This is a genomic window from Alkalicaulis satelles (genome assembly GCF_008630495.1).
GTDB lineage: Bacteria > Pseudomonadota > Alphaproteobacteria > Caulobacterales > Maricaulaceae > Oceanicaulis > Oceanicaulis satelles.
Window position 1 is genome coordinate 221,462 of the sequence record NZ_VWOJ01000004.1, and the last position, 17,255, is coordinate 238,716.

At 67.5% G+C, this 17,255-nt stretch carries 15 protein-coding genes and 1 tRNA gene; 12 read left to right on the top strand and 4 right to left on the bottom strand.

All coding sequences use genetic code 11. The features are described 5' to 3' along the window. Nucleotides 1-14: 14 nt before the first annotated feature. Nucleotides 15-857 (bottom strand): TauD/TfdA dioxygenase family protein, encoded by an 843-nt coding sequence (locus F1654_RS12580; protein ID WP_150023902.1) that lies wholly within the window; start codon nt 855-857, stop codon nt 15-17. 179 nt (nt 858-1,036) lie between these two features. On the opposite strand from F1654_RS12580, the gene F1654_RS12585 reads away from it, so the two are divergent. From F1654_RS12585 to F1654_RS12600, 4 genes are all read left to right on the top strand, one after another. Then, entirely contained in the window at nt 1,037-3,067 is a 2,031-nt protein-coding gene (locus F1654_RS12585) for an acetyl-CoA carboxylase biotin carboxylase subunit (RefSeq protein ID WP_150023903.1), read from the top strand. A gap of 79 nt (nt 3,068-3,146) precedes the next feature. Continuing rightward, entirely contained in the window at nt 3,147-3,629 is a 483-nt protein-coding gene (locus F1654_RS12590; protein WP_150023904.1) for a DUF805 domain-containing protein, read from the top strand. Nucleotides 3,630-3,900: 271 nt separating this feature from the next. After that, nucleotides 3,901-4,194, top strand: a complete 294-nt coding sequence (locus tag F1654_RS12595; protein WP_150023905.1) for a DUF4282 domain-containing protein — start codon at nt 3,901-3,903, stop codon at nt 4,192-4,194. Between the two features lie 171 nt (nt 4,195-4,365). Continuing rightward, on the top strand, nt 4,366-4,908 hold the full coding sequence (locus F1654_RS12600) for a hypothetical protein (protein WP_150023906.1): 543 nt from the start codon (nt 4,366-4,368) through the stop codon (nt 4,906-4,908). Here the strand turns inward: F1654_RS12600 and lipB are convergent. Then, a complete protein-coding gene (lipB, locus tag F1654_RS12605) occupies nt 4,883-5,563 on the bottom strand; it encodes a lipoyl(octanoyl) transferase LipB (protein ID WP_150023907.1) in 681 nt (226 codons plus the stop codon). The two genes, F1654_RS12600 and lipB, sit on opposite strands and share 26 nt — an antisense overlap. 105 nt (nt 5,564-5,668) lie before the next feature. On the opposite strand from lipB, the gene F1654_RS12610 reads away from it, so the two are divergent. From F1654_RS12610 to nadC, 8 genes are all read left to right on the top strand, one after another. Then, entirely contained in the window at nt 5,669-5,914 is a 246-nt protein-coding gene (locus tag F1654_RS12610; RefSeq protein WP_150023908.1) for a FliM/FliN family flagellar motor switch protein, read from the top strand. 70 nt (nt 5,915-5,984) lie between these two features. Then, nucleotides 5,985-6,071 (top strand) — tRNA-Leu (locus F1654_RS12615). Between the two features lie 161 nt (nt 6,072-6,232). Then, nucleotides 6,233-7,240: a Kelch repeat-containing protein gene (locus F1654_RS12620; protein ID WP_150023909.1), complete on the top strand. Its 1,008-nt coding sequence runs from the start codon at nt 6,233-6,235 to the stop codon at nt 7,238-7,240. Between the two features lie 61 nt (nt 7,241-7,301). Then, nucleotides 7,302-8,753, top strand: coding sequence for a glycoside hydrolase family protein (locus F1654_RS12625; protein WP_150023910.1), 1,452 nt, complete (start codon nt 7,302-7,304; stop codon nt 8,751-8,753). Between the two features lie 31 nt (nt 8,754-8,784). Then, nucleotides 8,785-9,957 (top strand): isovaleryl-CoA dehydrogenase, encoded by a 1,173-nt coding sequence (locus F1654_RS12630; protein WP_150023911.1) that lies wholly within the window; start codon nt 8,785-8,787, stop codon nt 9,955-9,957. A gap of 192 nt (nt 9,958-10,149) precedes the next feature. Further along, nucleotides 10,150-11,256 (top strand): quinolinate synthase NadA, encoded by a 1,107-nt coding sequence (gene nadA, locus F1654_RS12635; protein WP_408628266.1) that lies wholly within the window; start codon nt 10,150-10,152, stop codon nt 11,254-11,256. Between the two features lie 286 nt (nt 11,257-11,542). Further along, nucleotides 11,543-13,066: an L-aspartate oxidase gene (locus F1654_RS12640; RefSeq protein WP_150023913.1), complete on the top strand. Its 1,524-nt coding sequence runs from the start codon at nt 11,543-11,545 to the stop codon at nt 13,064-13,066. Further along, a complete protein-coding gene (gene nadC / locus F1654_RS12645) occupies nt 13,063-13,911 on the top strand; it encodes a carboxylating nicotinate-nucleotide diphosphorylase (protein ID WP_150023914.1) in 849 nt (282 codons plus the stop codon). The genes F1654_RS12640 and nadC overlap by 4 nt, the downstream gene beginning before the upstream one ends. Here nadC and F1654_RS12650 read toward each other — a convergent pair. Beyond that, a complete protein-coding gene (locus F1654_RS12650) occupies nt 13,908-16,484 on the bottom strand; it encodes a TSCPD domain-containing protein (RefSeq protein WP_150023915.1) in 2,577 nt (858 codons plus the stop codon). The two genes, nadC and F1654_RS12650, sit on opposite strands and share 4 nt — an antisense overlap. 101 nt (nt 16,485-16,585) lie before the next feature. Further along, nucleotides 16,586-17,230 (bottom strand): SH3 domain-containing protein, encoded by a 645-nt coding sequence (locus F1654_RS12655; protein WP_199200578.1) that lies wholly within the window; start codon nt 17,228-17,230, stop codon nt 16,586-16,588. Nucleotides 17,231-17,255: the final 25 nt, after the last annotated feature.

Below are 17,255 nucleotides of genomic sequence, written 5' to 3' on the forward strand. Positions count from 1 at the left end.
ATGATTTCAACACGCTAGGGTCCGGCCACCGTGGTGCGGTGCAGGAGCCGCGCATGGCCGTCATACCCGCCTGTGGCCATGTGCTGGGTGCACCGGTTGTCCCACATCAAGAGCATGTCCGGCTCCCATTTATGACGGTAGACGAAGCGCTCGTCATGGGCGGCCTGATAGAGCTCGATCAGCAGGAGGAAAGCCTCCTCGTCACTCAGCCCCTCAATGGTTTTCACATAGCCCGGATTGACGAACAGGGTCTTACGTCCGGTCTCCGGGTGGGTTTTCACGATGGGGTGCAGGCGGGTGTCGCGGGCGCGCTCGTCCGGCCGGATGGTCATGGACCGGTCCGCGCCGTCATTGGCGCCATAGACCCCGTCGGGCGCATAGGCCAGCGCAGCCGAATGGACCGCCTGCAGCCCTTCAATGCGCGCCTTCGTCTCATCGGACAGGGCCTCGTAGGCCGCATAGCCATTGCAGAACAGCGTGTCCCCGCCCACCGGCGGTATCACCTTCGAGTGCAGGATGGTGGCGGCCGGCGGGGTCTCCTGGAAGCTCCAGTCCGAATGCCAGGCGGCGGCGAAGACGGACGCCTTTTCATGGGCTTCGCGCTTGACCTCGATGATGTGCGGCCGGTCTGACAGGGGGGCGATGAAGGGATCATCGCCGAACGGGCCGAAATACTGCGTGAAGCGCTCGAGATCATTATGGCTCATGGGCTGGCCGGGAAAGGCCAGCACCAGATGCTCCAGCCAGGCCTTGCGGATCGCGGCCACAGTCTCAGGTTCCAGCGGACGGGTCAGGTCCACGCCAGTGACGCGCGCGCCCAGCGCCGCGCCTGACGGGGTGATTGTGATTGCGTTCATGAGTCTGCCTCCCGATGGATATTTTTTTTATGTTTTGTGCCGCGATGCTGGGGCGGCGGCGCAGGCGGCGTCAAGCATGGCGATAAGGGCTTGCTGAGCGCTCATGCTTGCCGCCGCGCCTGTGCGCGGGCTAAACCGGCCATGACCTTTCATTCAGTGCAGCGTGGCTGGCGCATTCCATGTTCAAGAAAATCCTGATCGCCAACCGTGGCGAGATCGCCGTGCGGATCATCAAGACTTGCAAGCGCATGGGCATCGCAACGGTGGCGGTCTACTCCGAAGCCGATGCCGACTCCCTGGCTGTGCGCATGGCCGACGAAGCGGTGTTCATCGGCCCGCCTGCGCCGGGCCAGTCCTATCTGGACATGGACAAGATCATCGCCGCCTGCGAGCAGACGGGCGCCGAGGCGGTCCATCCCGGTTTTGGCTTCCTGTCGGAGAATGCAGCGTTTCCGCGTGCGCTGGCCAAGCGCAAGATCGGCTGGATCGGCCCTAACCCGGACGCCATCGCCGCCATGGGCGACAAGCTGGAATCGAAAAAACTCGCGGCGAAAGCCGGCGTGAACACCGTGCCCGGCTTCAAGGGCGAGATCGTCGATGACCAGCAGGCCGTCGAAGTGGCCAATGACATCGGCTATCCGGTGATGATCAAGGCGTCCGCCGGGGGCGGGGGCAAGGGCATGCGCATCGCGCGCGCCGAAGCCGACGTGCGCGAGGGCTTCAAGGCGGCGCGCAACGAGGCCAAGTCCTCGTTTGGCGATGACCGCATCCTGATCGAGAAATTTATCGAGCGCCCGCGCCATATCGAGATCCAGGTCTTGGGCGACCGCCATGGTGATGTGATCCATCTCAACGAGCGTGAATGCTCGGTGCAGCGTCGCAATCAGAAAGTCCTGGAAGAAGCGCCCTCGCCCTTCCTGGACGCGGCTACCCGGCGCAAGATGGGCGAGCAGGCCGTGGCGCTGGCAAGGGCCGTCAATTATGACAGCGCGGGCACGGTGGAATTCATCGTCGGGCCGGACAAGAGCTTCTATTTCCTCGAGATGAACACAAGGCTCCAGGTGGAGCACCCGGTCACCGAACTCACCCATGACATCGACCTGGTCGAGCAGATGATCCGCGTGGCGGCGGGCGAAAAGCTCGCCTTCACCCAGGCGGATATGCGCATCAAGGGCTGGGCGGTGGAGGCGCGGCTCTATGCCGAGGACCCCTATCGCGGCTTCCTGCCCTCCATCGGGCGGCTCAAGCGTTATGTGGAGCCAGCCGAGGGCGAGGCGGGGCCGGGCCGCCTGCGCATCGATTCAGGGGTGCGCGAAGGCGACGAGATCTCGCTGTTCTACGATCCCATGATCGCCAAGGTGATCGGCTATGGCAAAACCCGAGAGGCGGCGATTGATGCGCTGAATGTGTCGCTCGACCGGCTGCATGTGGAGGGGCTGCAGTCCAATGCGCCCTTCCTGTCGGCGGTGCTGGACGAGCCTGATTTCCGGGCCGGGCGCATCCATACCGGCTATATCGAGGAGCACTTTCCCGAAGGGTTTTCCGGCACGGCGCCGCGCGAGGACCAGCTGCGCTGGATGACGGCGGCGGCGGCCTATGTGCACACCGTCTTTACCGAACGCGCTGCGGGCATCAGCGGACGCCTGACGCCGCCGCCAGCGCCGGGACGCACCCATGAGTGGGCGGTGCTGCTGGACGGTCAGCGTTTTGACGTGGAGATCATACTGGGCTCAGGCGCGCTGGAGCCGGGCGAAACGGCAGCCGAAATCTGGATTCCCGCCCTGAGCGCGCAGCGCCTGACCCTGACGACATCGTGGCTGCCGGGCCAGAGCGTGTTCGAGGCGAGCCTTGATGGCGCGCCGTTCGCTGTCTTCCTCGCAGAGAAGGGCGAGGGCTATGCCCTGCGCCATCGCGGCTTTTCGGCCACAGCCCTTGTGTGCGCGGTGCGCGTGGCTGACATCTATGCGCGCCTGCCCGAGAAAGAGCAGGCGGACACCGCCGGGCAGGTGATCAGCCCGATGCCCGGCCTTGTGGTCTCGGTGGCTGTCGAGCCCGGCCAGGAGGTCAAGGCCGGTGAGCCGCTGGTGGTGGTCGAGGCCATGAAGATGGAAAATGTTCTGCGCGCTGAACGCGACGGCGTGGTCAAGACGGTCCATTGCGCGGCGGGCGCCAGTGTGGCGGCGGACGAATTGCTGGTAGAGTTCGAGTAGCGTGGCCAGTACGTTTCATTGACATTGCGGGCAGGTGCGGGGACCCTTCGGTCAGGAATCATTTGAAGAGGGACGCCCCATGAATATCGCTCACGTGCTTTTCAGCCCCAATGGCCGTATCGGACAGCAGGATTTCTGGATCGGTGTGCTGATCCTGATCGCCGCCAATGTTATCTTCGGCCTTATCCCCATCCTCGGCTTTTTCATCTCGCTGGGCCTGATCTGGGTGGGCATCGCGATCTACGGCAAGCGCCTGCATGACGCAGGCAAGTCCGCCTGGCTGCACGCCATTCCCTGGGGTGTGTCCATCCTTCTGGGCATTATCGGCGGGGTCATGGTCGGCGGAACGGTGTTTACGGCGATGATGGCGGGCGATGACGTCGACGTGGCGGCCCTGATCGCGGGCGCAGGCGCTGCGAGCCTGCTCTTCCTGCTCAGCTTTGTGGTCTGGATCGGCTACACGATCTGGGTGGGTGTTCTCAAAGGCGATGAGGGAGAGAACCGCTTCGGCCCGGCGCCGGGCGCGCCGCCCCCGCCAGCCACACCCGACAGCGCAGCCTGATCTGACTGACAAGCATGTCATTGCGGCGCCCGGAGGCTTCCTCCGGGCGCCGTTTTGTCTTGAATCAGCTACGAGCCTTACTGGCCAGGCAACGCGTTTACGAGGGTCAGTGAGCGACCACGCCGCCAGCGCCACGGTGGCGGCGGATGAATTGCCGGTGGAGCTCAAGTCAGGGGTGCCCAGCACGCTCAAACTCTGACAGAATAGCTTTGGAATCATTGCGGCGATAAAACTTGGCAATGATCTGAATCATGTGGGCAGGGAGGGCTCGATGCCTGAATATATCAAGCGTTTCATCAATTTTGATCGCCTGATTGCGACGACGTTGATCAAAATTCTGTACTGGATTGGCCTCATCGGCATTGGCCTGTTCGTGATCTTTGGAATGCTTGGCGGTCTGGTCGGAATGACCCAGGACTTTGTAACTGGCTTCGCCACTTTCGTCGGCGCGCCATTGATTGGCGTCATCTTCCTTTTGTTCTGGCGCTTCGCGATGGAGGTCTACATCGTGATCTTCTCCATTCATGATCGTCTGGGCGAAATTCGGGATAAAATCGGGTCTTAAGCTGATCTCGGCCTGCTGCATAAACCGGGCTCGGCTGGCTTATGTTCCTGCCCGGTTGATTGGAGCATGTCATTGCGGCGCCCGGAGGCCTCCTCCGGGCGCCGCTTTGTCTTGAACCGTGAAACGCCCGCCTCCATACCTCACCTTCGGTCCCTTCGTGAGCGTGAGCTGATGCCGCCAGTGAATTTCGCCGCCGCCTTTCTGCCCAATCAGCGAGCTGACGCGGACCAGTACTGGATCGCGCTGGGCCTGATTGCGGCGGTGGATTTCCTGCGCCTGAGTCTGCTCGGGCCGCAGGCGGCCGTGGTCTGGCCGATGATCGCGTTTTTCGTGCTGGCCGCCCATATCAACCGCCTGCGCCATGCCGGTCGGCGGGTGGATCTGGCGGTGGTTCCGCTGCTGACGGCCTGGCTGGGCAAGTTCGCGGCGGGCGTTCTGGCCATGACCTTCGCGGTGCTGCCGCTTTACATGGACATGATGGATGAGCGCGGGGTGGACATAAACGATCCCGCTGCTGTCTCCGAGGCGGCCTATGACCCGGCGTTTCAGCAGGCGCTGGCTGAGCGCCTGTCCACCGATGAGGCTCTGGCCCGCCAGATCGCCGATGCGGGCGCCTGGCCGTCCATGTGGGCGTTCTGGATCGTGATCGGCCTGTTTGCGGTCTGGTTTGCCCGCATGGGGCGCGATGTCAGGCCGGCGCCGCCTCGCGGCTGACCGGACCGAACACGCGCTCGAAGGCGCTTTTCATCGCCAGATCGGCGTCCTCCATGGTCACCGGCAGCCCCAGATCGACCAGGCTGGTCACCCCGAATTGCGGATCGCTGATTCCGCATGGCGTGATGCCGGCATAATGGGTCAGGTCCGGCTCCACATTCAGCGCGATGCCATGGAACGACACCCAGCGCCGCAGGCGGATGCCGATGGCGGCGATCTTGTCCTCGCGCAGCGGTCCGCCAGGCTGGGTGCGGTCAACCCATACGCCCACGCGTCCGCAGCGGCGCTCGCCCGTGACGTTGAACGCGGCGAGGGTTTCGATGATCCAGTCTTCCAGGTTGCGCACAAAGGCCCGGGCGTCGCGTCCGCGCGTGCGCAAATCGAGCATTACATAGGCCACGCGCTGACCCGGCCCGTGATAGGTGTACTCGCCGCCGCGGCCGGTCTTGTGAACCGGGAAGCGGTCGGCATCACGCAGGTCCGCAGGGGCCGCGCTGGTGCCGGCGGTGTAGAGCGGATCGTGCTCGAGCAGCCAGATCAGTTCGCCGGCCTCGCCGCGTGCAATGGCGTCAGCGCGAGCCTCCATGGCCGCAAGCGCGGCCGGATAGGGCACGCGCGCCGGAGAAACTGCCCAACCAACAGGGTTTTGCGCCATGGTTCAGCGCTCCTTAACGCCTCGGAAACCAGCGTGGAACATCGTGACTCCGGCACGGTCAGGCAAGGCCTTGCGTCACACAAGCGGTAACCGGTTCAGGTCGTCATGAGTCAGCTGGGCGAAGTCCAGGTCGAAATCTCCGTTCTGCTCGGCCGCTCACGGCTGCCGATTCATCAATTCCTGCGCATGGGACGGGGCGCGGTGATACCGCTGGACGCCGCCGAGCATGAGGAAGTGTGGATCCTGGCCAATAATCACCCCATTGCGCGCGGCGAGATCGTCATACAGGGCGACCGTGTGGCGGTGTCAATTACAGGCCCGGCTGACGTTCACGACTATTTCGCCGCCTGAGCCTCCCGTCGCGCTACACCGGGGGACTTCACAAGCGGTTCCGGGCTTGGTACACGCGCGCTCCGGTTTTGCGGTCGTGGCGGAATTGGTAGACGCGCAGCGTTGAGGTCGCTGTGGGGTAAAACCCGTGGAAGTTCGAGTCTTCTCGACCGCACCATAAGCTCCCGCAAGGCGAGCTCAGTCAGCCCGGCCCGTATGGCGCCGGGCTTTTTCGCGCCTCATGCTCTGCCAAAGGGCTTTCCCGGCCCTTGTTCCGCCGTGATTGGCGCGAGACAATGGGCCTGACGCCTGAGGGGGCGGAAGCGACAGGACCTGGCCATGCTGCGCGCAGTTAGTATTTGTATTCTCGCCTTTCCCGCTCTTGCCCTGGTGTCTGCGGGCGCCTCTGCGCAGGAGGATGCGCGCCAGTGGAGCGAGCGCGAGCTGGCTTCACCTTACACCCTGTCCGGACCCTGGCGGCCCGGACCGCGTCTTGAGACCGCGCGCGCCGGGCTGGCGGCGGTGGTTCATGACGGCGTGATTTACGCAGCAGGCGGGACGGGCCTGGTGGAGCCGCGCAATGATGTGGAGGCCCTGGATCCGGCCGATGGGGTGTGGCGCGCGCGCGCGCCCCTGCCGCAAGGGCTGGAGCGCTTCGGCATGGCGGCGGCCCACGGACGCATCTGGGTGGCGGGCGGCTATTCCTCGGAATCCCGCTCCGAGCCCAGCGCCGAGGTCTGGTCCTATGACCCCGAAAGCGATGTATGGCAGGGCGAACCAGCCATGCCGCGCGCCAAGGCCTCGTTTTCACTGCTGCATGTGAATGGCGCGCTCTATGCGGTGGGTGGTGAGCACGGCTCGCCGGGCGTTTACCGCTTCGATCTCGAGACGCGCGAATGGTCAACCCTGGAAGCGCCGGAAAGTGTCGGCCGGCGCGGCGCTGCAGCCGTGGTGCTGGACGGCGCCATCTGGATCGTGGGCGGGTCTCGTGATGGCGAAACCAGCCCAGGTGTTGATATTTTCGACGCGGAATCAGCGACCTGGACAACCGGCCCGGACTTGCCCGAGCCGCGTGCGGGTCACGCCATGGCGGCCAAGAACGGTGCGATTCATCTTCTGGGCGGGCGCAGTTCGGACATGCGCCGCACCTTGCGCGACCATCTCATTCTCGATCCTGGAGCGCGCGAATGGCGAACCAGCTCATCCCTTCCCGGCACCCGCACCGAAGCCGCCGCAGTGGCGCTGGGCAGCGAGATCTGGCTGATCGGGGGCGGGGCGGGCGCTGGCTTCTTTGCACCGTTCACGTCAGTGGATTCGGTTGACGTTCTGGACCGTACCGCACGCTGACGGCCCCGGCCTTGCAACACGGCCCCGGCCTGAGGCTTTGCCGTTTCGGAACGGGACAGCGATGAAACCGCGTTTGAAATCGACCCGCGCTGCGCGCGACCTGATCAAGGCTCACGAGCCTTTCCTGGCCGAGGCGCAGCAGCGCGGGCGGCGCTGGGTGGTGGGCTATGGCCATAGCGCCGCGGCTAAGGCGGGCGTGACCATCACGCCGGACAATGCCGAACTGCTTCTTATATATGATGTTTTGCAGGCCGAGCAGGCGGTAGAGTCTGCCGCCGGGCGCGATCTGCCAGCCCCCATGCGCGATGCGCTGGTCTCGTTCGCAGCCTCGGTCGGCGCCAATGCCTTCAAGGTGTCCGACGTGGCGCGCCTGACCCGGGCGGGCAAGCACCGCGAGGCGGCGGCGGCCCTGGAGACCTGGGTGCGCGCCGAGGAAGACGGCCGTCTGGTGGTCTCCGAACGCCTGGCGCGCCGGCGCGCAGCGGAGAAAGCACTGTATCTCAGCGGCCTGGACGCCCCGTCCGCATCCGGGGATGGCGCATCTCTACAATCGCAGGGCAGCCCGGGGGACCGGTCCGCCGACCCCGCTCCAAAAACGCCCGATCCGGCGCCATCGGAGCCCGATCCGGCGCCGCGCACACTCGTTGAGCTCGATATCGCCTTTGAGGAGCTTGAGCCTGAGGCGCCCGCCGGGCCTGAGCCGGTCAGCGAACCGGCGCCTGAGCCCGAGCCCGAGCCCGAGCCCGCAATGGTGACCGCCGATAGCGAACCCGGGTCAGAGCCCGGGCCTGACGCGGCGCCTGCCGGGGATCAGGCGGAGGCCCGCGCGGAGCAGGATGCGGCGGTGCAGGCGGTGCTCGCGCGCATGGCCGCCTCCATGAAGACCGAGCCCCGGCCTGAAGCGGCGCCTGATCCTGAAACGCCCGCGCCCACCGGACATGCGCCGATCATAGCCCCTGGACCGGTCATGAGCCGGGACGCGATCCTGGGCTTCAGCTTCCTGACCCCCGCCGTGGTCAGCGCGCCTCTGGTCAAACCGGCCCCCGCCCCGGCGCCAGTGGACGGGCAGGCTTCACCGTCATTTCGTGCGCCGGACATCGCCCCGCCCCATCCTGGGGAAGCGCCCGCACACGCGCCGGGCCTGTCGGGCGAAGCGGACGGTCCGGAGCGTCCGGAGGGCGAGGCGGCTGAGGACCATCATGAAGACGATGCGGTGCTGGAGCCGTCCCATGTGGCGGGCGTGGAAGCTGAACCGCCCGCGCCAGCCGATAGCCCCGGCAAGCCCGCCGGGCGCGGCGCGCTGGTGCTGTTCTCGGCCAATCTGTGCCTGGGTCTGGCCATGACCGGCATGGGTGCGGCGGACCTCATTGGCAATTTCGACCGCTATATGGCTGAAGGCATCGCCGCCAATTTCGCCGGGCCGGGCCTGCTGGCCGGCGGGGTGCTGCTCAGCGTCGCGTCGGCCTGGATGCTGGCGGGCCGGATCACCGAGGGGCGCGCCAAGCGCGCTTGACCGCCCCGCGCGGCGTGCTATCCCGCTTGGCATGACAGCCAATCAATATCCCACGCTCGAGTTTCCTCTGGGCGACACGGCGGAGATGCTGCGCGACACCGTGCGCTCCTTCGCTTCCGACCGCATTGCGCCGCGCGCGACCGAGATCGACGCCACCGACACCTTCCCCGCTGATCTGTGGCGGGAGATGGGCGATCTGGGCCTTCTGGGCCTGACGGTGGAGGAGGAGCTGGGCGGAACGGGGCTGGGCTATCTCGAACACTGCATCGCCATGGAGGAGATCAGCCGGGCCTCTGCTTCGGTGGGGCTCTCCTACGGCGCCCACTCCAATCTGTGCGTCAACCAGATCCGCCTCAACGGCAATGACGACCAGCGTGCACGCTACCTGCCCAAGCTGATGAGCGGGGAATATGTGGGCGCGCTGGCCATGAGCGAGACCGGCGCAGGGTCTGACGTGGTATCCATGCGTCTGAAGGCCGAGAAGAAGGGCGCTGCTTACGTCCTCAACGGCTCCAAGATGTGGATCACCAATGGTCCCAGCGCCGACGTGCTGGTGGTTTACGCCAAGACCGCCCCCCAGGGCGGCTCCAAGGGCATCACCGCCTTCCTGATCGAGAAGGGCATGAAGGGTTTCTCCGTCGCCCAGAAGCTCGACAAGCTGGGCATGCGCGGGTCGGAGACCGGCGAGCTGGTGTTTGAAGACTGCGAAGTGCCCGAGGAGAATGTGCTCGGCGCGATTGGAGGCGGCGTGCGCGTGCTGATGAGCGGGCTCGATTACGAGCGCGCCGTGCTGGCGGCCGGTCCCATCGGCATCATGCAGGCGTGCATGGACGTGGTCATGCCCTATGTCCACGAGCGCAAGCAATTCGGTCAGCCCATCGGCGAGTTCCAGCTGATCCAGGGCAAGATCGCCGACATGTATACCCGCATGAACGCGTCGCGCGCCTATGTCTACGCCGTGGCCCAGGCCTGCGACCGGGGCCGCACCACGCGCCAGGACGCGGCGGGCGCCATATTGTTTGCCGCGGAAGCGGCCACCAAGTGTGCGTTGGACGCCATCCAGATCCTGGGCGGCAATGGCTATATCAACGAATACCCCACGGGCCGCCTCTTGCGCGACGCAAAGCTCTACGAGATCGGCGCAGGGACCAGCGAGATCCGGCGCATGCTGATCGGGCGCGAGCTGTTCAACGCCACGCGCTGACGGCCCGCCCGGTTTCACAAATCCGCGATAAAGGCGTGATTTTTTCTTGCGCCTGACCTTGCCGGGCGTATAGTCACCTCCCACCTTAGGCTCACTTGGAGCAAAACTGCGGCGCGCCCCCTTCAAACCCGCGCCGTTTCTTAAGGCCCGAGAAATGCTCATCTGGAGCAAAAGGAGTCGGCCATGGACGGCATGATCCGCACCCCCATCAGTGACTGGCCCGAAGCCGATGCGCTCGTCTATGACGACGGCGTCAAGGCGCGCACCGATCATCTCTATGCGCGCGTGAAGGACGTGGTCACCCCCATGGAGTGGCCGGTTTTCGCCCCGCTGATCGACGCCATCAACCGGCTGAAAACCGAGCGCGGTGCGGTGATCCTGGCGCACAACTACATGACGCCCGAGATTTTCAACTGCGTGGGCGACATCACCGGCGACTCGCTCAAGCTCGCCCAGGTGGCCGCCGAGGCCGAGGAAGACGTGATCGTCCAGGCGGGCGTCCACTTCATGGCCGAGACCGCGAAAATCCTCTCGCCCGAAAAGACCGTGCTGATCCCCGACATGAAAGCGGGCTGCTCGCTGGCCAGCTCCATCACCGGCGCGGACGTGCGCGCCATCAAGGCCGCCTATCCGGACCTGCCCATCGTCACCTATGTGAACACTTCGGCCGAGGTGAAAGCGTATTCGGACATCTGCTGCACCTCGTCCAACGCCGTCCAGGTGGTCGAGGCCGCCGCCGCGCAATGGGGCGTGGACACGGTAATCCTGATCCCCGACCAGTATCTGGCCCGTAACGTCGCCGCCCAGACTGATATCAAAATCCTCACCTGGAAGGGTGCGTGCGAGGTGCATGAGGAGTTCACGCCCGGCGATATTGACGAGCTGCGCGCCGCCCACCCGGACGCGGTGATCCTCACCCACCCCGAATGCCCGCCCGACGTGATGGCGCGCGCCGATTTCGCCGGCTCCACCGGCGCCATGGCCGCCTATGTGAAGGAGCGCGCCCCGAAAAAGGCGATCCTGATCACCGAATGCTCCATGAGCGATAATGTGGCGGTGGAGAACCCGGGCGTTCAGTTCGTGCGCCCGTGCAATCTCTGCCCCCACATGAAGCGCATCACGCTCAAGGGCATTTACGAGGCGCTGCGCGACATGCAGCACGAGGTCCATGTGGACCCGGAGATCGCAGACCTCGCGCGCGCCAGCCTGCAGGCCATGCTCGACCTGCCGCGCCTCGCTACGCCGCCGCACTTTGACACCGGCAAGGCCGCGCCCGCAGCGGCGTATGTGAGCGTGTGATGGGGTGCGGGTCATGACGCCCCGCAGAACGCTCCACCCTGGCGTTTCCCCGGCGAAAGCCGGGGCCCAGCTACGCCGGTGCGTCTGGATCCCGGCTTTCGCCGGGAAAACGCAAGTTTGTGGGCAGGCGCTATTCAGTCAAAGCCCGCTCCACCCCACCCTGGCCTTCCCCTCAAGGGGAGGGAAGGCGGCTGCAGCCTCGCGCTTACTCAGCCGCCCGAAGCGCCCGCATGACCATCAGCACGCCCTCCCCTTGAGGGGAGGGACGGGGTGAGGGGGTGATGCCATGACCTCTCCCGTCATCATCGCGGGCGCCGGGATCGCCGGCCTTTGGGCGGCGCTGCATAGCGCGCCGCGCCGGGTGATCCTGTTGACCGGCGCGCCGCTGGGCGAGGGTGCGTCCACCGCCTGGGCGCAAGGCGGCGTGGCGGCTGCGCTGGGTTGCGATGACGCGCCTGCGCTGCATGCGGCAGACACGATTGAAGCGGGCGCCGGGCTGGTGGACGCAGACGCCGCGCGCCTGCTGGCTGAAGCGGGGCCGTCTGAGGTCGAGGCGCTCTTTACGCTGGGCGCGCCGTTCGAGCGTGCGGATGACGGCGCCTGGGCGTTGTCGCGCGAGGCGGCCCACAGCCGGGCGCGGGTGGCGCGGGTCAAGGGCGACCAGGCCGGCGCAGGCATTCTCGCCGCCCTGATCAAAGCGGCGCGCGCGGCGGACCATATCGAGATCCGCGAGGGCTGGCGCGCTGCCGGGCTGCTGCCTGCACGCGGCGAGGGCTGTGCGGGCGTGATCGCGCGCGCTCACGATGGCGCGCTGGAAGCCTTTGAGGGCGAGGTGGTGCTCGCCACGGGCTCGCTGTGCGGGCTCTACGCCGTCACCACCACGCCCTGGACCAGCCAGGGCCAGGCGCTGGCCATGGCCGCAGAGCTGGGCGCGGTGATCCGTGATCCTGAATTTGTCCAGTTTCACCCCACAGCCATCGATATCGGGCGCGACCCGGCGCCGCTGGCCACCGAGGCGCTGCGTGGGGAGGGGGCGGTGCTGATCGACGCGGCTGGCGCGCGCTTCATGGCGGGTGTCCATCCGCTAGCCGAGCTGGCGCCCCGCGACGTAGTCGCGCGCGCCGTGCATCGCCAGAACCGGAGCGGGGAGGGTGCATTCCTCGACGCGCGCGCAGCGGTGGGCGCTGAGTTCCCCGAGCGCTTCCCGGCGGTGTTCGCCGCCTGCATGAGCGCCGGGATTGATCCGCGCGCCGCGCCCATCCCTGTGGCCCCGGCGGCGCACTATCACATGGGCGGGATCGCGACCGATCTGGACGGATTTACCGGCGTGCCGGGGCTTTATGCGGTGGGCGAGTGCGCCGCGCCGGGCGTGCATGGCGCCAACCGGCTCGCCTCCAACTCCCTGCTGGACGGTCTGGTCTTCGCCCGGAGGGCGGCGCAGCGTTTGCGCGCACAGCCCCTAGCGCTGACGCCGGGCGTTGCGCCCCGCATCGCGCCGGACCTGCCCGGTCCCGCCCTGCAGCGCCTGCGTCAGGTGATGAGCGCGGAAGCGGGCGTGGAGCGCGAGGGGGCAGGGCTCGTCCGGCTCCTGGGCGTCATCGAAGCCCTCGAAGCGCGCTATGGCGCGGCCCATGCCCTGATCGCGTCGCGCTTCGTGGCGGCGGCGGCGCTGGCGCGCACGGAAAGCCGCGGCGCCCATTACCGGCTGGATCATCCCGGTGCGAGCGCCCGCTCCGTCTCCACCCGCCTGACACTGGAGGCGCTGCGCGCTGCGCCTGCGCCCCTGAAAGCCGCCGGAGCTGCTGAATGATCATCCCCCCCGTGCCGCGCGGCATTGTCGCGGAAATCGTGTCCCTGACGCTGGACGAGGATCTGGGCGGGCGCGGCGACCTTACATCGCTGGCCACCATCCCCGAAGACGCTCGCGCCGTGTTCGACATCGCCGCGCGCACAGACGGCGTGCTCGCCGGTGTGCAGGCCGCCGACGAGGTCTTCGCCCATGTGGACGAGCATATCGGCGTGGAGTGGTTCGTGCGCGATGGCGGCGAGCTCTCTGCCGGACGCGCCGCCGCGCGCCTGTCGGGGCCCGCCCGCTCCATCCTGACGGCCGAGCGCGCGGCGCTCAATTTCCTCGGCCGGCTGTCGGGCGTCGCCACGCTGACAAGGCGCTATGCCGCGGCGATCGCGGGCACGGGCGCGGTGATCGCCCATACGCGCAAGACCACGCCGGCCCTGCGCGCGCTGGAGATACAGGCCGTGCGCGCAGGCGGCGGCGCGCCCCACCGCTTCGGCCTCGATGATGCGGTGCTGATCAAGGACAATCACGTGGCGGTGTGCGGCTCGGCGGGCGAGGCGGTGCGCCGCGCGCGCGCTTTTTGCGGCCACATGACCCGCATTGCGGTGGAGATCGACCGGCTCGATCAGCTCGCCGAAGTGCTCGAGGTAGGCGCTGAAAGCGTGCTCCTGGACAATTTCACCCTGGACGATCTGCGCCAGGCGGTGAATCTCGCCAAGGGCCGCGTCACGCTGGAAGCCTCAGGTGGGGTGACCCTGGAGACCGTGCGCGCCATCGCCGAGACGGGCATCGACGTGATCAGCGTCGGCGCGCTGACCCATTCGGCCCCGGTGCTCGATCTGGCGCTGGATGCAGTTTAGGTCTGACCCGGCGGCGGGCCGGACCAGTCACACGCTTCGCAGGAGAGATGCGCGCCCTGTTCCACCAGGGTGAAGTGGCCGCAATCGGGGCAGGGCTCGCCGTAATAGTCCGGCGCGGGCGCGCGGGCGGGGGCGGGGCCTGAGCTGGCGTTCGCTGGCGCATCGCTGCTGTCAGAGGCGGGTTTGCGCGGGCGGCCGGCGAGCATCACCACATTGTCGGGCAGCTGGCCGCGCGAGAAGCCGCGCGAGATGAGGCTGGCCGGATCGGCCTGGGCGGCGAGCTTTTCGCTGGCCACGCCGCGCCCGAGCCCGGCCGGGTCGGCGCCCTGGTCCTCGCCCTGGGCCAGATCCTCGCGGCCCAGATAGCTCACCGCCAGTTCGCGGAACAGATAGTCCAGGATGGAGGTGGCGTAGGTGATGGAATCATTGCCCTCCACCGGCCCGGCCGGCTCGAAGCGGGTGAACAAATAGGCGTCCACAAACTCCTCCAGCGGCACGCCGTATTGCAGGCCGATGGAGATGGCGATGGCGAAATTGTTCATCAGCGAACGGAAGGCCGCGCCTTCCTTGTGCATGTCGATGAAAATCTCGCCCAGCTCGCCGTTCTCGAACTCGCCGGTGTGCAGATAGACCTTGTGGCCGCCCACCGTGGCTTTCTGGATATAGCCCTTGCGCCGGTCGGGCAGTTTGCGGCGCGCCGCGGCGCGCTCCACCACCGTCTCCACCACGCGCTCGATGACGCGCTCTTCGGTGATGATGTCGCGCGGCCCGTAATCGCCGCCCTCGAACTCGATAGTGTTGAGCAGATCATAGAGCGCCTCGCCCTCGCGGCGGATGGCGATGGCGTGCAGGCCCATGCGGCAGGCGCTGGCGGCCAACGCGCCGGCCTCGTCCATGGACGCCGAACCGGGCAGGGCGATCTCCAGCCCGCAGGAGGCGCCCAGAACGCCTTCCACCGCCGCGGCCATGGCCAGGCGCGCGCCTGCGTCCGGGTCGGCGAATACGGCGCGGCGCTCAGGGGACAGCGCGGTGCAATCGTCCAGGCGGCCTGCGCCCTGCACATAGCGCTCGGCAGCAGCGATATCGACCGGGTCCACGCCCAGGGCTTCCAGAAGGCGCCCGCCGGCGCGGTCGAAGCGTTCGGGGCTGATGCCGCAACGCTGGGCGATCTCGGGTCCCAGGCTCCAGCGATTGACCGCAAAGCGCAGCGGCACGCCCTCGGCGAGGGCGGCGTTGATGCGGGCGAACGCCGCCTCGTCCACGCCTTGGCGCGCCAGCGCCTCGATCCAGTCCGCCTGATGGCCGGTCAGGGACCGCGCGCCCAGCGCATGGGCGCGGGCGGTGTCCTGCATGGCTTCGGGCAAGTCGGCGAGCGCGGCTTCCACGCAGGGTGCGAAACGCTGCCCGCCCGGGCCGTCCAGCGCGGCGGGCGGGTGCACGCCGACTGATTCTGCATCGAGGAAGGCCGCTGACAGCGCGTCGGGACGGTGCAAGGAGAGCGGGGCGGGGCTGACCGATGCGGCGTGGATCAGGGCGGCGGCGGCCTCGCGCCCGGCCTGGCTGTCATAGGCCAGACGCAGGCTGCACAACGCTGCGCTCAGCCCGGTGAGGGCGAGCGACCCGCCTGCGGCTTCGGCCACCGCGCCCCACAGGGATGCGGCGCTGGCGAGGCCCGCCTCGTCGATCTGGGCGTTCGTGATGAAACGGGTAAGCTCCAGGCTCGCCGCGGGCGGGGGCGGGGCGGCGATATCGGAAAATTCCAGATGCGGCAGGCCATGGGTCCACAGCGCTTCGGCCAGGCGGGTTGAGAGCTCACGCGCTGACGCGCCGCTGGTGAGGGTTTCGTCCGCGTCGGCCAGATCGAAAAAGCGCGCCGTCAGGCGCACGGGCGGGGCCTCAAGGGCCGGGCGCGCAGCGTGAAGCCCGGCTTCGGGCGCGGTCACGCCCTGGCGGGCGCGGGCAATGGCCCGCTCGATCATGGCGTCCGGGGCGCCGTCGCGGCGGGCGGCGCGGATGGCGCGCGCCAGCGCCCGGTTATGGCGCGGATCAAAGCATTCGCTCTCGGACCCCGTGCAATTGACGCAGGCGAGCGCTACAGCTTCCAGCCGTTCAGCCAGCACCCGCGCGCCCACATCGGCGGCGGCCTGGCCCATGGCGCCGGCGTTGAGATCATCGATCACGGCGGCCAGATCCTCCGCCCCGGCGGCGGGCGCAGGCGCACTGGCGGTGATTTGCTCGCCCCGCCACAGGGCCGGCGCCGGGCAGGCCTCGCGCGCGATCAGCGAGGCGGCGAGCTCGTCGCGCGCCAGGTCCTGATCGGCTTTGGGAAACACGCCCGCCAGCGCCGAGGCCAGAGCCCGGGTGACGCCCTTCGCATCCAGCGTGCCGCCCTCATCGGCCCAGTCTTCAGCCAGCGCCCCGAACGCGGCGCAGGCCCGCGCGCTCCAGCCTTGGGGAGCCTTCAGGCGCGCCTCGCCGCCTTCGGTCAGGGCGTCGGGGTCGGCGGCGCCCAGCGGCCGGGTCTCGAATTGAGGCGCGGCCTCAGCCAGGGTCAGGCGCGGCGTGACGGTCATGGCGGCTCCTCGGGGACGGCGCGAAAGGCGCGCGCGCGAATCACCGCTATCGTACCGGAGGCAGGGGCGGGGACGCGAATCCGTAAAGGGGCGGAAGGCGCCTAGCCTGCCCGAGCATAGCCGGGGGGATCGCCGTCCACGATAGGGGCGGAAAGCTTGCAGCAGCCGCGCAGGCGCGGGCTGTCATCCTCGCGCCCCAGGACAAAGTCTCCGCGCCAGCCGAACTCGGCGTCGCTCATGCCGTCATAACACTGGCCCGGCGAGATGGCGGCGGAGCCGGATTCGAACACGATATACGTGATGCGGTCCTCATCTGGACTGCTGACAGCGCTGTCGAGGCGGTGCGAGCGGGAATCGCCCCAATTCTGGTGGCTGAAAGTGACGCCTTCAGACGTGATGACAGCAACCCAGAACGGCTCTGTCCCCACGCAGCTCATGCCTTCAGGAAGTGGCGTGTCCGCGACCTTGGGAGCGCTGACGGGCGTGAGAAAGCTCATGTCGACCCAGCCGGAGAACTCTCCTGCCGGGAACAGGCCCCAGCCGTTCTCCACGCGCACGATCTCGATGGGCGCGGCGTCATGATGGAAGGCGCTGATGATCGGTGCATCCGCGTCCGGCGCCATGCGCACATTGAGCAGCTTGTCCGCTGACACTCCGCTGACCGCGTAATAGTCCGGGCCGGCCTGGGCGGCGGCGGCCGTCAGGGCGGCTGACACCAGGCCAGCGAGAATGACGCCATGGTTCATGACCGCGTCCTCCATTGCCGGGCTG

What these genes read in the sequence shown, in the direction of transcription:
- F1654_RS12620 (WP_150023909.1), top strand. Translation starts at nt 6,233, where the DNA reads ATGCTGCGCGCAGTTAGTATTTGTATTCTCGCCTTTCCCGCTCTTGCC.
- F1654_RS12640 (WP_150023913.1), top strand. Translation starts at nt 11,543, where the DNA reads ATGACCTCTCCCGTCATCATCGCGGGCGCCGGGATCGCCGGCCTTTGG.
- F1654_RS12630 (WP_150023911.1), top strand. Translation starts at nt 8,785, where the DNA reads ATGACAGCCAATCAATATCCCACGCTCGAGTTTCCTCTGGGCGACACG.
- F1654_RS12585 (WP_150023903.1), top strand. Translation starts at nt 1,037, where the DNA reads ATGTTCAAGAAAATCCTGATCGCCAACCGTGGCGAGATCGCCGTGCGG.
- lipB (WP_150023907.1), bottom strand. Translation starts at nt 5,563, where the DNA reads ATGGCGCAAAACCCTGTTGGTTGGGCAGTTTCTCCGGCGCGCGTGCCC.
- F1654_RS12610 (WP_150023908.1), top strand. Translation starts at nt 5,669, where the DNA reads ATGAGTCAGCTGGGCGAAGTCCAGGTCGAAATCTCCGTTCTGCTCGGC.
- F1654_RS12655 (WP_199200578.1), bottom strand. Translation starts at nt 17,230, where the DNA reads ATGAACCATGGCGTCATTCTCGCTGGCCTGGTGTCAGCCGCCCTGACG.
- nadA (WP_408628266.1), top strand. Translation starts at nt 10,150, where the DNA reads ATGATCCGCACCCCCATCAGTGACTGGCCCGAAGCCGATGCGCTCGTC.
- F1654_RS12650 (WP_150023915.1), bottom strand. Translation starts at nt 16,484, where the DNA reads ATGACCGTCACGCCGCGCCTGACCCTGGCTGAGGCCGCGCCTCAATTC.
- F1654_RS12580 (WP_150023902.1), bottom strand. Translation starts at nt 857, where the DNA reads ATGAACGCAATCACAATCACCCCGTCAGGCGCGGCGCTGGGCGCGCGC.
- F1654_RS12600 (WP_150023906.1), top strand. Translation starts at nt 4,366, where the DNA reads ATGCCGCCAGTGAATTTCGCCGCCGCCTTTCTGCCCAATCAGCGAGCT.
- F1654_RS12625 (WP_150023910.1), top strand. Translation starts at nt 7,302, where the DNA reads ATGAAACCGCGTTTGAAATCGACCCGCGCTGCGCGCGACCTGATCAAG.
- F1654_RS12590 (WP_150023904.1), top strand. Translation starts at nt 3,147, where the DNA reads ATGAATATCGCTCACGTGCTTTTCAGCCCCAATGGCCGTATCGGACAG.
- nadC (WP_150023914.1), top strand. Translation starts at nt 13,063, where the DNA reads ATGATCATCCCCCCCGTGCCGCGCGGCATTGTCGCGGAAATCGTGTCC.
- F1654_RS12595 (WP_150023905.1), top strand. Translation starts at nt 3,901, where the DNA reads ATGCCTGAATATATCAAGCGTTTCATCAATTTTGATCGCCTGATTGCG.